This is a genomic window from Marinactinospora thermotolerans DSM 45154 (genome assembly GCF_900167435.1).
GTDB lineage: Bacteria > Actinomycetota > Actinomycetes > Streptosporangiales > Streptosporangiaceae > Marinactinospora > Marinactinospora thermotolerans.
In genome coordinates this window covers 22,127-36,579 of the sequence record NZ_FUWS01000022.1, presented here as the reverse complement: position 1 = coordinate 36,579, position 14,453 = coordinate 22,127, and the positions used below count along the sequence as shown (strand labels likewise).

10 protein-coding genes and 1 pseudogene are annotated in these 14,453 nt (G+C 71.0%); 7 read left to right on the top strand and 4 right to left on the bottom strand.

Annotated elements, in window-relative coordinates; genetic code table 11:
- Both B5D66_RS24280 and B5D66_RS24275 read right to left on the bottom strand, forming a co-directional pair.
- A pseudogene (locus tag B5D66_RS24280) lies at positions 1-745 on the bottom strand (hypothetical protein); the annotation flags it as partial.
- A gap of 380 nt (positions 746-1,125) precedes the next feature.
- Entirely contained in the window at positions 1,126-2,382 is a 1,257-nt protein-coding gene (locus B5D66_RS24275; RefSeq protein ID WP_235001208.1) for a class I SAM-dependent methyltransferase, read from the bottom strand.
- Between the two features lie 216 nt (positions 2,383-2,598).
- On the opposite strand from B5D66_RS24275, the gene groES reads away from it, so the two are divergent.
- From groES to B5D66_RS24240, 7 genes are all read left to right on the top strand, one after another.
- Positions 2,599-2,910, top strand: a complete 312-nt coding sequence (groES, locus tag B5D66_RS24270) for a co-chaperone GroES (protein ID WP_078764151.1) — start codon at positions 2,599-2,601, stop codon at positions 2,908-2,910.
- Between the two features lie 107 nt (positions 2,911-3,017).
- A complete protein-coding gene (groL, locus tag B5D66_RS24265; RefSeq protein WP_078764150.1) occupies positions 3,018-4,631 on the top strand; it encodes a chaperonin GroEL in 1,614 nt (537 codons plus the stop codon).
- A gap of 151 nt (positions 4,632-4,782) precedes the next feature.
- The gene (locus B5D66_RS24260) at positions 4,783-5,406 is read left to right on the top strand and encodes a sigma-70 family RNA polymerase sigma factor (protein ID WP_078764149.1); all 624 of its coding nucleotides are present in this window, start codon (positions 4,783-4,785) and stop codon (positions 5,404-5,406) included.
- Between the two features lie 385 nt (positions 5,407-5,791).
- The gene (gene guaB / locus B5D66_RS24255) at positions 5,792-7,285 is read left to right on the top strand and encodes an IMP dehydrogenase (RefSeq protein WP_078764148.1); all 1,494 of its coding nucleotides are present in this window, start codon (positions 5,792-5,794) and stop codon (positions 7,283-7,285) included.
- Positions 7,286-7,449: 164 nt separating this feature from the next.
- Complete coding sequence (locus tag B5D66_RS24250) at positions 7,450-8,553, top strand: GuaB3 family IMP dehydrogenase-related protein (protein ID WP_078764147.1); 1,104 nt, start codon at positions 7,450-7,452, stop codon at positions 8,551-8,553.
- A 183-nt stretch (positions 8,554-8,736) separates the two neighbouring features.
- Positions 8,737-9,660: a lytic transglycosylase domain-containing protein gene (locus B5D66_RS24245; RefSeq protein ID WP_235001207.1), complete on the top strand. Its 924-nt coding sequence runs from the start codon at positions 8,737-8,739 to the stop codon at positions 9,658-9,660.
- A gap of 108 nt (positions 9,661-9,768) precedes the next feature.
- Positions 9,769-11,493, top strand: coding sequence for a glycerol-3-phosphate dehydrogenase/oxidase (locus B5D66_RS24240; protein ID WP_078764146.1), 1,725 nt, complete (start codon positions 9,769-9,771; stop codon positions 11,491-11,493).
- A 644-nt stretch (positions 11,494-12,137) separates the two neighbouring features.
- Here B5D66_RS24240 and B5D66_RS24235 read toward each other — a convergent pair.
- Together B5D66_RS24235 and B5D66_RS24230 are read right to left on the bottom strand one after the other, a co-directional pair.
- Positions 12,138-13,340: a glycosyltransferase family 4 protein gene (locus tag B5D66_RS24235; RefSeq protein ID WP_078764145.1), complete on the bottom strand. Its 1,203-nt coding sequence runs from the start codon at positions 13,338-13,340 to the stop codon at positions 12,138-12,140.
- Entirely contained in the window at positions 13,337-14,146 is an 810-nt protein-coding gene (locus B5D66_RS24230) for a hypothetical protein (protein WP_078764144.1), read from the bottom strand. The genes B5D66_RS24235 and B5D66_RS24230 overlap by 4 nt, the downstream gene beginning before the upstream one ends.
- Positions 14,147-14,453: the final 307 nt, after the last annotated feature.

Here is a 14,453-nt window from a genome sequence, read left to right as displayed (position 1 = left end):
CCTCTTCGACGGTCGTGGTGAGGGCGTCGCGGTGTTCCTGGAGCGTGGTTTCGATGGCTTCGCGGCCTTCGGTGATGGCGCGTTCCAGGGTGGCGCGTCCCTCTTCGACGCTGCCGGAGAGCAAGGCGTGGTGTTCGGTCGCGAGCTCCCGGGCCGCGTCGTTCCCACGGTCGATCCGCTCGCCGACGGCCTCCAACGAGGTCTCCAGCGCCGCGCCGCGAGAGGCGAGGGAGGCGAGCGCCTCGTCGATCTGGGTGAGGCGGGCCTCGACACCGGCGGCGAACGACTCCATCCGCTCGTGGAGGGAGTCGACCTGGTTCGCGGTGCGCAGCGCGGTTTCGGTGATGCCCTGGAGACGGCCCAGCGCCGTGTCCAGACGGCTCTGGACCTTCTCGACGTCCGAGCGCAGCTCGGGCATCTCCGCGAGAGGCTTGACCCGTTCTCCGACCTGCTCGATGTGCTCGGCGAGCGTCTCGGCCCACTCCGGCGGGCGGGCGGACAGCTCGTCGACGCGAGCCTGGACCGTGGCGACGGCCTCGGCCAGGGTGGAGAACTCGCGTTCCCGGAACTCGCGCAGCAACCACTCCATGCCTTCGAGGCGCTGGCGCATCTCCTCGGTCACCGCGCCCTGCGACTTCTGCTCGGAGAGGTGGTCCTGCGCCGCCCGCGAGAGGAGTTCCCGCATCCGGTCGGAGATCCCGGTCTGACCTCCCCCGTTGAGGAAGTTGTGGTTGGTCTGTTCCACCGAGGTGCTCCTTTTGATATGGCGCCACCCATCCTCTTGGACCTCGGATGGGCGTGTTCTCGCGGGAGTCCGACTGGGGCACGGCCGTGGGAGAGGCGTCGCGCCGCTGGGGGCGTGTCACACAAGGCACCGATCCGCCTACTGGCCGTAGGGGGAAAAGGTCATGGCGAACGGATCGGTGGGCCGGTGCCACGGCCGACCGCACCCGGGCATCGCCGGACAGATCCACGAGAAGGGGGAAAGATTCAGTGGGGTCAGTCTAACGACAGGGGGGTCGCGCTCTCCCGGTGAGTGCCAAAGTTACGGGTTTTTCGGGGAATCGGAAAGGAGGGGCGTGGTGTTCGTGATGCCCTTCATAGGCGGGGGGAGCGGCGGACGGGTCAGGCGCCTTCCGGCTCCCGAGGGGCCTCGACCTCGTCGCACAGCAGGCAGACGGGGCGTTCGCCGATCCGGGTGAGGACGACGACCGCGGATCGGGACCCTGACGGCCTGAGGTCGCGGCGGAGCCGTTCCACGTCGACGGCCGAGCCGCGTTTCTTAATCGTTACCGTTCCGACGTCCCGGGACCGCAGCGCCGACCGCAGTCGCTTCACGGAGAAGGGGAGGACGTCGGTGATCTCGTAGGCCCGGCACAAGGGGGTCGGGACGAGACGGTCCGATGTGATGTAGGCGATGTTCGGGTCGAGCAGCGCGCCGTCGACGGCCGCGGCGGCCTCGGCGACCAGGTGGGCCCGGATCACCGCGCCATCGGGTTCGTAGAGGTAGCGGCCGGGGGCCCGGACCTCCGGCGCGCCCAGCCCAGGGTCGGGCTCCAGGATGATCGGCTCCGGATCCTCCTGCCCGCCGCGGGCGCGCAGGAGCGTCGCGCGCCGGGGGGTCCCCGCGTCGGCGGAGGCCCCGAACCAGAGCGCGGCCTCCTTCACCTCCCCGTCCACCGACACCCACTCCGCGGTGACGCCCTCGGGAACGAGATCGTGGGGGATGCCCGGCGCGACCTTCACGCACGCCGCGGGCGCCCCGCCCACCAGCTCCAGCACCGAGGGCCAGGGCGGGGAGTAGGCGTGCGGGTTGAACACCCGGCCACGGCCGCTGCGGCGCGCGGGGTCGCAGAAGACCCCGGCGTAGGAGCCCGGTTTGACCTGGGTCACGTCGCCCTCGCGGACCCGCGCCCGGTCCGTCAGGCCGAACGCCTCGATGTTGGCCCGGGCGACCTCGATGGTGAACGGATCGAGGTCGACCCCCTCGACGGGGAGGCCGGCCTCGGCCATCGAGATCAGGTCGGCGCCGATGCCGCAGCACAGGTCGCCGACGGGGAGGTCGGGGGAGGCCGGCACCGTGGCGGCGAACCGGCGCGCGCGGTACCGCGCCACCACGCGGCGGGTGGCCTGCTCCAGCCCGTTGGGGGTGAAGTACATCCGTTCGGCCGCCGCGCCGAACTTCTCGCGGGCCCGGCCGCGCAATCGCGCCTGGGTGAGCGCGGCGTTGACCAGGTCGGTGACCGGAACCTGGGAGGTGGCGCCGGTCAGCTCGGGGTCGCGGCGCAGCCGGGTGGCCGCTCCCAGGGGGTCGGCGTCGATCTCGGTGGGGTCCAGGCGGGTGAGCAGACGTTGCCCAAGTGGAGTGAGAAGCGCACGCAAACCCGTGATTTGCCCGTTAGACACCCTGCTGTTCCCCCGTGACCTGTTGTTTGACGAGCTGGATGGGCACGGCTACTGTTCCATACTGGCACTCTCAAGGGTAGAGTGCTAACCGCGACGAGGCCGGTCTGGCACCCGCGACGACAGGCCGCCGTGGTCGCCCCTTTTCCCAGCATGCCGTTTCGAATCATCGAACCTGAAGGGGGAGGTCACACAGTGTCGACCGCCACCAAGACTGTGCTGAAGCCGCTCGAGGACCGCGTCGTCGTCAAGCCGCTCGAGGCCGAGCAGACCACCGCCTCCGGCCTGGTCATCCCGGACACCGCCAAGGAGAAGCCCCAGGAGGGCGAGGTCCTCGCGGTCGGCCCGGGCCGCTGGGACGACGAGGGCAAGAACCGTATCGAGCTGGACGTCAAGGTCGGCGACGTCGTCCTCTACAGCAAGTACGGCGGCACCGAGGTGAAGTACAACAACGAGGAGTACCTCGTTCTCTCCGCTCGCGACCTGCTCGCGGTCGTCGAGAAGTAAGCCCGGAGCTTACGGATGTCTCCCGCCCCGGCCGGCTCATGCCGGGCGGGGCGGTCCCGTTTTCCGACGTACCCGTGACGTACTTGTAAGGACTGAGGACCCAACCAATGCCGAAGATCCTGGAGTTCGAGGACGACGCGCGGCGCGCGCTCGAGCGCGGCGTCGACCGTCTCGCCAACGCCGTCAAGGTCACGCTCGGCCCGCGTGGCCGCAACGTGGTCATCGACAAGAAGTTCGGTGCCCCCACCATCACCAACGACGGTGTGACCGTCGCGCGCGAGGTCGAGCTCGACGACCCCTACGAGAACCTGGGCGCCCAGCTCGTCAAGGAGGTCGCCACCAAGACCAACGACGCCGCGGGTGACGGCACCACCACCGCCACCGTCCTGGCCCAGGCGCTGGTCCGCGAGGGCCTGCGCACGGTCGCCGCCGGCGCCTCGCCCATGTCGCTGAAGAAGGGCATCGACGCCGCGGCGCAGAAGGTGTCCGAGGCGCTGCTGGCCCAGGCGCGCGAGGTCGGCGAGCGCTCCGACATCGCCTACGTCGCCACCAACTCCGCCCAGGACAAGGTCATCGGCGACCTCATCGCCGAGGCCTTCGACAAGGTCGGCAAGGACGGCGTCATCACCGTCGAGGAGTCGCAGACCTTCGGGATGGACCTGGAGTTCACCGAGGGCCTGCAGTTCGACAAGGGCTACGTCTCGCCCTACTTCGTCACCGACCCCGACCGGCAGGAGGCCGTCCTCGAGGACGCCCTCATCCTGATCAACCAGGGCAAGATCTCCAACCTCCAGGAGCTGCTGCCGCTGCTGGAGAAGGTCGTCCAGACGAAGAAGCCGCTGCTGGTCATCGCCGAGGACATCGAGGGCGACGCGCTCAGCGCGCTCGCGCTGAACAAGATCCGCGGCGCGCTCAACGTCGCCGCCGTCAAGGCCCCCGGTTTCGGTGAGCGCCGCAAGGCCATGCTCCAGGACATCGCCATCCTCACCGGCGGCCAGGTCATCGCCGAGGAGGTCGGCCTGACCCTGGACAACGCCGAGCTCGACGCGCTGGGCACCGCCCGCCGCATCACCGTCACCAAGGACGCCACCACCATCGTCGACGGTGGTGGCAGCCAGTCCGAGGTGGACGACCGCATCCGCCAGATCCGCAAGGAGATCGAGGCGAGCGACTCCGACTGGGACCGCGAGAAGCTCCAGGAGCGCCTCGCGAAGCTGGCCGGTGGCGTCAGCGTGCTGCGCGTCGGCGCGGCCACCGAGGTGGAGCTGAAGGAGAAGAAGCACCGCCTGGAGGACGCGATCTCGGCCACCCGCGCCGCGATCGAGGAGGGCATCATCGCCGGTGGCGGCGCCTCCCTGGTGCACGCCGCCAAGGAGCTGGACTCGCTGGAGCTGTCCGGTGACGAGGCCACGGGTGTGGCGATCGTCCGCCGGGCGCTGGTCGAGCCGGCGCGCTGGATCGCGGTGAACGCCGGTGCCGAGGGCTACGTCGTCACGGCCAAGATCGCCGAGCTGGAGCCGGGCCACGGCTACAACGCGGCCTCGGGCGAGTACGGCGACCTCATGGCGCAGGGCATCATCGACCCGGTCAAGGTGACCCGTTCCGCGGTGCAGAACGCGGCCTCCATCGCCGGGATGCTGCTGACCACCGAGGTGCTCGTCGCGGACAAGCCCGAAGAGGAGCAGGCGGAGGCCGGCCACGGTCACGGGCACGGCCACTAGGCCCTGACTCCCAGGAGATCCGCATTACCACGTGTGTCCCGGTCTACCCCCGGGACACACGTACTTTTAGGTGGGTAACGCCCTAAATGTGATCATTCTGTTGCCGGTAATCGTGACGTGTAAGTCCGTGCCTGCGGGCATCATTCGTAACGTGACGGATCTACGCGTCGCGGGGGGCACGCTCGCGGGACGGACGGCGACCCTGCCGAGAGCGGACGACACGGAGCTGAACCACCTGACCCGCCTGGCGGTCCAGGGCGACCTCGGCGCCGTGGACTCCCTCATCCGCGAAGTCCGTCCCATGGTGGTGCGCTACTGCCAGGCGCGACTCGCCCGCGTCGCCGGCTACGTGCACTACTCCGACGACGTCGCCCAGGAGGTCTGCATCGCCCTGCTGGCGGCGCTCCCGCGCTACCGCGACATGGGGCGGCCCTTCGCGTCGTTCGTCTTCGGCATCGCCGCGCACAAGGTCGCCGACGCGCTGCGCGGCTCCCACCGCGCCGACGTGCCCACCGACACGGTGCCCGACCGGCCCGACGACGGCCCCGGCCCCGAGGAGTTCGCCGTTCGGACGGCCGAGGCCGAACGGGCGCGGGCCCTGCTGGGAGAGCTGCCCGAGCAGCAGCGACGGCTGCTCGTCATGCGTGTGATCGCTGGACTATCTGCTGATGAGACGGGACATGTTCTGGGGATGTCGGCGGGAGCCGTACGGGTCGCCCAGCACCGGGCCCTGGCCCGGCTGCGTGAGGTGGCCGTCGCGAACCGCCTCCTGTGATCCGGCCCGCCACGCTCGTCGTGTGCCGGGGCCGCGCGGTGACGGATGCCCCCCGCGGGTCCGTTACCGGCGTTACTGCAAATTGTGAGACCCCCCACCGTCGGCCGATGAGGGGGCCGGTTTTTCCACCACGCGGCGATACCCGGAACGGGCGCGCCTTAGGATGTGACCACCGACCTCGCGTGGTCGGAAGGCGGTTCGCCCCTGGTCGGGGGAGGACGGCCGACCACCCACGGGGCCCACTCCGCCGCCGTGCCCCCGCATCGCATGGCCTCAGGCGCCGGGAATCCCCCGCGCGTCCGCGGAGTTCTTCACACCAGTAACGGATGCCGACAGGGAAGGCGTGCTCGACCCGGCTCCGGGTTCTCGCGCCGGGGGAGTGTTCATGACCTTGAACCCATCAGAGACGACCGGCAAGATCCTGCCGCCCGGCCTGACCTATGACGACGTCCTGCTGGTTCCGGCCTACTCCGACCTCCAGCCGGGCGAGGCCGACACCACGACCCGTCTCTCACGCAACATCACGCTGCGCGTGCCGTTGATCTCCGCGGCCATGGACACCGTCACCGAGGCGCGGATGGCCGTCGCCATGGCCCGCCAGGGTGGTGTCGGCGTCCTGCACCGCAACCTCTCCACGGAGGACCAGGCGGCGCAGGTCGACCTGGTGAAGCGGTCCGAGGCCGGGATGATCACCGCGCCGGTCACCTGTAGCCCCGACGACACGCTCGCCGACGTCGAGAAGCTCAGCGCCCACTACCGCATCTCCGGCGCCCCGGTCACCGACGCCGACGGGCGTCTCGTGGGCATCGTCACCAACCGCGACATGCGGTTCGAGGACGACCGCGGCCGCAAGGTGCGCGACGTCATGACCCCGATGCCGCTCGTCACCGCCCCGGTGGGGGTCTCGCGTGACGAGGCGTTCGCCCTGCTGCGGGCCAACAAGATCGAGAAGCTGCCGTTGGTCGACGACCAGGGACGGCTTCGCGGCCTCATCACCGTCAAGGACTTCACCAAGAGCGAGCAGTTCCCCGACGCGACCAAGGACGCCGAGGGCCGCCTGGTCGTCGGCGCCGCCGTCGGGGTGGGGCCCGACGCCGAGTCGCGGGCGCGCGCCCTGGTCGAGGCCGGCGCCGACTTCATCGTCGTCGACACCGCGCACGGCCACTCCGCGGGCGTGCTGGAGATGGTCGCCAAGCTGAAGGCCAACACCCGCGCCGACGTCATCGCCGGCAACATCGCCACCCGCGCCGCCGCGCAGGCTCTCATCGACGCCGGCGCCGACGCCGTGAAGGTGGGGGTCGGCCCGGGCTCCATCTGCACGACCCGTGTCATCGCCGGTGTCGGCGCGCCGCAGGTCACCGCCGTGTTCGAGGCGGCCAAGGCGGCCGGTCCCGCGGGCGTGCCGGTCATCGCCGACGGCGGTCTCCAGTACTCCGGCGACATCGCCAAGGCGATCGTGGCCGGTGCGAGCACGGTCATGCTCGGCAGCCTCCTGGCCGGTGTCGAGGAGAGTCCCGGCGAACTCATCTTCATCAACGGCAAGCAGTTCAAGTCCTACCGCGGCATGGGCTCCCTCGGCGCGATGCGCGGCCGTTCCTTCTCCAAGGACCGCTACTCCCAGGCCGATGTCACCACCGAGGAGAAGCTGATCCCCGAGGGCATCGAGGGGCAGGTCCCCTTCCGTGGACCGCTCGCGGCGGTGGCCCACCAGCTCGTCGGCGGCCTGCGCCAGTCCATGTGGTACGCGGGTGCCCGCACCGTGGACGAGTTGCGCGAGCGTGGCCAGCTCATGCAGATCACCTCGGCGGGGCTCAAGGAGAGCCACCCGCACGACATCCAGATGACGGTCGAGGCGCCCAACTACCACGGCCGCCGCTAGCCGGACCGTAGGCGCCCGCCCAAGGGAGGGGGTCCCCGGCGGTCTCACCGCCGTCGGGGGCCTGCGGCCCGCAGGTCGGCGCTGGTCCGGGGGTAGACTCGCCGCTGCGGCACCCAACGGTGACCGCGCGGGAAGGATGAGAGGGGATCGAAGCGTTGGCTCAGGTGGAGATCGGGCTGGGCAAGAACGGGCGTCGGGCCTATGAGCTCGACGAGATCGGGATCGTGCCGGCCCGCCGCACGCGCGACCCCGAAGAGGTGTCCATCGCGTGGCAGATCGACGCCTATCGGTTCGAGACACCGCTCATGGTCAGCCCGATGGACAGTGTCGTCTCGCCGAAGACCGCCGTCGAGATCGGCCGTCTCGGCGGTCTGGGCGTGCTCGACCTCGAAGGTCTGTGGACGCGTTACGAGGATCCCGAGCCGCTGCTGGCCGAGATCCGCGAACTCGACGACGTCGCGGCCACCCGGCGGCTCCAGGAGATCTACGCCGCCCCCATCCAGGAGGAGCTGATCGGCCGGCGTATCGAGGAGGTGCGTCGCGCGGGGGTGGTCACCGCCGCGCGGCTGTCGCCGCAGCGCACGGCCCAGTACCACAAGGCCGTCATCGACGCCGGCGTGGACATCTTCGTCATCCGCGGCACCACGGTCTCGGCCGAGCACGTCTCCGGCCGCGCCGAGCCGCTCAACCTCAAGCAGTTCATCTACGACCTGGACGTCCCGGTCGTCGTCGGCGGGTGCGCCACCTACACCGCCGCGCTGCACCTCATGCGCACCGGCGCGGCCGGCGTCCTCGTCGGTTTCGGGGGCGGTTCCGGGCACACCACGCGCAGCGTCCTGGGGGTCGCCGTGCCGATGGCCAGCGCGATCGGTGACGTCGCCGCGGCCCGCCGCGACTACCTCGACGAGTCCGGTGGGCGTTATGTCCACGTCATCGCCGACGGTGGGATGACGCACAGCGGCGACATCGCCAAGGCCCTGGCCTGCGGGGCCGACGCCGTCATGGTCGGCTCGCCGTTGGCCCGCGCCCAGGAGGCGCCCGGCTTCGGTTACCACTGGGGCAGCGAGGCGCACCACAGCGAGCTGCCGCGCGGCGAGCGGCTCGCCGTCGGCACGATCGGCACGCTCGCCGAGATCCTGCACGGGCCCGCCTCCACCAGCGACGGCTCGATGAACCTCATGGGTGCCCTGCGGCGCACCATGGCCACCTCCGGCTACACCGACCTGAAGGAGTTCCAGCGGGTCGAGGTCGTGGTGGCGCCACACTGAGTCCCGCAGGACCGTTTCGGGCACTCCTCGCCGTCCGGCGGGGGGTGCCCTTCGCGTTGGTCCCGGCCGGGCCCCACCCCAGGGCCTGAATTCGAGACTGATCTGTGCGGGATCGCGTACGTGAAGTAATTTGTTCTCCCGTTGGCCGCGATCCTGCCTCTTGTGTTAACGAGTGAGGTGTCCGTGACCCTGCCCCCCACCCCCACCACAGGCGGCGACACACAACAGGAAACCCCGCGCTCCGAGGCCGCCCGCGCCCCCGGGCGCGTCCCCGCCTCCTGGAAGCCGGCGCTCGCCGCCTCCGCGGCGGTGCTGGCCACCCTCGGTGTGACCGGCGCCGTCGCCGGAACCGTCGTCCACGTGGTGGGCTCGGCTGCCCCCGACGTGATGCCCCCCGGCCCCCGCGACCAGGGCGGCCACGTCGACACGGTGACCGGCTCCGAGGAGGGGGTCTTCGCCGCGGGCCCCTCCGAGGGCGAGACGACGGCCGACTCCCGTCCCTCTCCCGAACCCCGCTCCGTGGCCGAGGAGATCAGCCCCGTCTGGCTGGACCGCGTCTCCGAGTACACCGGGGTGCCGCGCAGAGCCCTCCAGGCCTATGCCGCGGCCCAGCTGACGCTCATGGAGGAGCAGCCCTCCTGCCAGGTGTCCTGGCCCACCCTGGCGGGCATCGGACTGGTGGAGTCCGTCCACGGAACCTACGCCGGTGGCGAGATCGGTCCCGACGGCCGCACCACCGTCGAGATCATCGGCATCCCCCTCAACGGGGAGAACAACACCGCCGTCATCCGCGACACCGACGGAGGCGAGCTCGACGGGGACACCGTCTGGGACCGGGCGGTCGGGCCGATGCAGTTCATCCCCACGACCTGGGCGCGGTGGGGGGCCGACGGCGACGGTGACGGCGTCGCCGACCCGCACGACATCGACGACACCGCCCTGGCCGCGGCCCGCTACCTGTGCGCCGAGCGCCGCGTCCTCACCGAGAGCGGCGGATGGTGGGAGGCGATCCTGTCCTACAACCAGTCCGAGGAGTACGGCGGGGACGTCCTGGACGCCGCGAACTCCTACGCCGACGCGGCGAGCCGCGCCACCGAAGGGGACTGACACGCTGAAGGCGGCACGGGAGTGGGCGATTACTCAGCGGTATAGCCTGATGGCCCCGGCGAGAATCGGGTAATCGCCTGATAGGTACCCGTATCGGAAAGGCGTGAGATGACGGCAGCGCGGATGGGCCCCGAGGAACGAGCCGAAGCGCTCGCGCACATGGCCACTGACGAACTCGACGTCCTCGTCGTGGGGGGCGGGATCGTGGGCGCGGGAGTGGCGCTGGACGCGGTCTCGCGGGGGTTGTCCGTGGGACTGGTGGAGGCGCGCGACTTCGCCTCCGGCACCTCCAGCAGGTCGAGCAAGCTGATCCACGGCGGTCTTCGCTATCTGGAGCAGAAGGACTTCGAGCTGGTCCGCGAGGCGCTCACCGAGAGAGGGCTGCTCCTCCAGCGCATCGCCCCCCACCTGGTCCGCCCGGTCCCCTTCCTCTACCCGCTCCGCCACCATCTGTGGGAGCGGGCCTACGTCGGCGCGGGCGTCACCCTCTACGACACCCTCTCCACGTCCATGGGAACCTCCCGTGGGCTGCCCCACCACCGCCACCTCTCCCGTGGCGGGGCGCTGCGGGTCTTCCCCGCGCTGCGGCGCGACGCGCTGGTCGGCGCCGTGCAGTACTGGGACGCCCAGGTCGACGATGCCCGTTACGTCGTCATGTTGCTGCGCACCGCCGCCACCTACGGGGCGCGGATCGCCTCACGGGTACAGGCGGTCGGGTTCCTGCGGGAGGGCGAGCACGTCACCGGCGCGCGGGTCGTGGACCTGGAGGGCGGCGGCGAGTTCGAGATCCGGGCCAAGCAGGTGGTCAACGCGGCCGGGGTGTGGACCGACGACATCCAGGAGATGGTGGGCGGTCGCGGCCAGATCCACGTCCGCGCCTCCAAGGGCATCCACCTCGTCGTGCCGCGTGACCGGATCCAGGCGTCCTCGGGGCTGATCCTGCGCACCGAGAAGAGCGTCCTGTTCGTCATCCCCTGGGGCCGTCACTGGATCATCGGCACCACCGACACCGCCTGGGACCTGGACAAGGCCCACCCCGCGGCCAGCCGCACCGACATCGACTACATCCTCGACCACGTCAACCAGGTGCTGCGGGTCCCGCTCAGCCGGGACGACGTGGAAGGGGTGTACGCGGGGCTGCGCCCGCTGCTGTCGGGGGAGTCCGACGAGACCTCCAAACTGTCCCGGGAGCACACCGTCGCCCACCCCGTGCCGGGGCTGGTCCTCATCGCCGGGGGGAAGTACACCACCTACCGGGTCATGGCCAAGGACGCGGTCGACGCGGTCGCCCACGGTCTGGGGGGCGGCGTGCCGAAGTCGGTCACCGACCGGGTCCCGCTCGTGGGGGCCGAGGGGTACGCGGCGCTGTGGAACCAGCGGCACACGCTGGCCCGGGTGTCGGGTGTGCACGTCTCCCGGATCCAGCACCTGCTGCGCCGCTACGGTTCGCTGATCCACGAGGTCATGGAGCTGATGCGGGAGCGGCCCGACCTGAGGGAGCCGCTGACGGGGGCCGACGACTACCTGCGCGCCGAGGTGGTCTACGCGGTGCGCTTCGAGGGCGCGCGCCATCTCGACGACGTGCTGTCGCGGCGCACCCACGTGTCCATCGAGACGTGGGACCGGGGCCTGGCCGTCGCCGAGGAGGCCGCGGAGCTGATGGCCGACACGCTCGGATGGGACGCCGAGCAGGTCGCCCGCGAGGTCGAGTACTACCGCAAGCGCATCGAGGCCGAGCGGGCCGCGCAGGAGCAGGACAGCGACCACGAGGCCGACGCCGTTCAGCACGGCGCGCCCGACATCGTCCCCCAGGCGCGGTCGATGTCGCGCTGACGGCGACGGCCGGATTCCGGTGTCCTCGTCGGGACCGCGCGGTGCCCCGCTGTGTCGCGTGGCGTGCTCGACGGGCGGCCGGCCCACCGCGGACCGTGGTGGGGCCCGGGGCGCACCTGTGGCCGGGGAACCCTCTCGGGGTGGGGGTTCCCCGGAAGCGGGAAGGAGGCATGTCCGGAGACGGCCGCGACGCAGGCCGCCACCAGGGCGCTCGGCGCGGGGCCGCGCACGAGGAGGGCCGGACGCTGCCGGTCGACGGCGGCGAGCGCGTCCACTTCGACGCTCCCCGGCGGATCGATCACCGCCACCGCGGGCGGTGTCCACGGTGGGATCCCGCCCAAGGAGGCGACCGTCGACCGCCTTTCCCGAGGTCCCGTGGACCGTCGCGTCTCCCGGGCGTCGGGCGGGCGGTGTGGCCGGGGCGCGGCGCCGCCGCGTCCCTCCTCCCCTTGGAGCGGGCCCCGTCCTGATCGACGGCCTGCGGCGCAGCGCGCGGCCCGCGAGAGGGCCTGCCGGGCCGCCGGCCCCGACCGATGGCCTCGTCCGGGCGGGGCGACGGTGACGCCCCACCCCGTGCTCGCGCTGTGGGGGCCGCCGGATCGGCGGTCACCTCCCAGGTGATGACGCGCCGACCCGGGCCCCGGTCACCAGGGGAGGAAGCGGCGCAGTCCCGAACGCTTGGCGGTCCGGGCCAGGAGCGGGGCGAGGTAGGTCTCCCAACGTTCCACGATCGTCTCGACGTGGTAGCGCCGGGCCGTCTCCACGGCCGCCGCGCCCATGCGCCGACGCTCCTCCTCGTCCTCGACCAGCCGGAGCATCCCCGCGGCCAGCGCGTCGACGTCCTGGTCGGCCACGAGCAGACCGGTGCGCTCGTGGTCGATCAGCTCCCGGGGGCCGTGGGGGCAGTCGAAGCTGACAACGGGCACCCCGACGGCGAACCCCTCCAGGATCACCATCGACAGCCCCTCCTGCTTGGAACTGCACACGACGATCGACGCCTTGGCGAACTCGGCCGCGGTCTGGGCGGCCCGCCCCATCAACACGACATGGTTGTTGAGCCCGTGCTCGGTGATCGTCGAGCGGATCCGCGCGGCGTCCTGTCCGCTTCCGTAGATCCGCAGCTGCCAGTCGGGGTGCTTCTCGGCGACGGCCGCGAACGCCCGCACCAGCTTGGGGTACTGCTTCACCGGGATGAGGCGTCCCGCCGCGGCGATGATCGGGTTGGTCAGCCGGGAACGGGCGTAGGGCCCCTCGGGCATCGCGTTGGGCATGGTGAACAGCCACGGATCGGACTCGGGACGGCCGAGGAACCGGGCGTAGTCACGGCGGTCGGAGTCGGTGAGGACGGTCAGCCCGTCCAGCCGGACGTGGAGGTCGCGGATGTGGGCGAGCACGTCCTTTGGCTGCTGTCCGAGATTGAGGTGCTCCTGGCCGATCCGCACGTACTTCCCCGTCCCGAACAGCGCGAGCAGGGAGTTCAGGCCGGGGCGGGTGGCGACGACGACGTCGGCGTCGGTGTTCGCGAGATAGTCCCGCAGGGCCCGCTCCGACAGGGCGTTGAACACCGTGTCGCGAGCGGCCTCGTCCGGTGGGACATGCTCGGCCGGCAGCGTCTCCAGCCGTTGGGTCTCGGCGTCCGGCTCGGGGCGCTCCTTCCAGCCCCGGCCGTGGGTGAGGTCGCGCAGCCGCACCTGCGGATCGATCCGGAAGAAGGGCTCGGAGGCTCCCCTGGCCATGCTGACGATCTCGACCTCGTGTCGTCGGATCAGTCCGTTGGCGAGGTTGGTGGTGGCCCGGATCGTGCCGCCCATGCCGTAGACGTTGGCGATCAGGAATGCGATCTTCATGCCGGTGCCTCTGCGGGACTGTTGGCGACGGCGAGGATCGCCAGGTGGTCTTTTACGGTGTAGTAGGGCCGGACGCGTAGGCGGCCGGAGGCCGACTCCACGAGGACCTCCGGATAGCTGAACCGTCCCTTGCGGCCGACGATGTCGTCGTCATGGGTTCCCACGTGCAGGTCCGTGCCGCTGTCGGGGAGGACGAGGGTCAGGTCCCATTCGTTGTGGGGGCGTTCGAGGACGTGGGCGTCGGCCAGCGGCGCCAGGGGGACGGTGACCCCGAACCGGGATCCGTCGACGGTCGCGGGAACGCGGAGTTCTCCGCTCAGCCCTCGTTGGCGGGCGACGAGTTCGGCCGGGCCGCGGAGGGCGGGGCCGTAGGCGAGGATCCCGGCGAGGGTGATCTCGGATTCGGCGACGTCGACCCGTTCGATCCGGGCGTAGGGCCTGGTCTGGCGGACCTGGATGCGCAGCCGCCCGTCGGAGGTCCTCAGGGGCAGGTGGCGCCTGCCCGCGGGGCGGGAGAGCGCCCGTGCGACCTCGGCGACGTCGTAGCAGGGGTCCGAGGTGATGATGGGTCTCTTCTTACCGGCTTCGACCCAACGGACGACCCATGTTCCCGGGGGGATCTCCGCCCGGGCCAGATCGGCGTGGGCCGTGCCGTCCTTGATGTCGAGGGGGAGGGGGATCGCCTCGACGACCCCCTTGTTCTTGCCCGTCGGGAGAAGGAGCAGGTGGGCGTCTTCGGCCGTTCGGTCGAGGAGTTCCAGTTCCAGGACGTCCCCGTCGACGATGCGGCTGACGTCGACGCGCATTGAACCTCCACGTGTCTGTTCGGGGACGTCCGATCGACGCCGCGAATGGCCGGCCCGCGCGTCTCGCCGGCCCAGGAAATGAATTTATTTCATGTTTTCTGGCGCGTGCGTCGACGGAGATTCCCGTCGTGATCTGAGAAACCGCGGCCCGACCGCCAAGAGAGGAAATTTCATCAATCGCGGAAACCGGTCTTCCAGGTGGCGGACCACCACCGTGAAGAGGCGACACCGGTGGGACGGGCGTGACGCACCGCCCCAGGGGGTCCGGGCCGATCCCCGCGTTTCTCCCGGCCGGAACGGGCCCGCG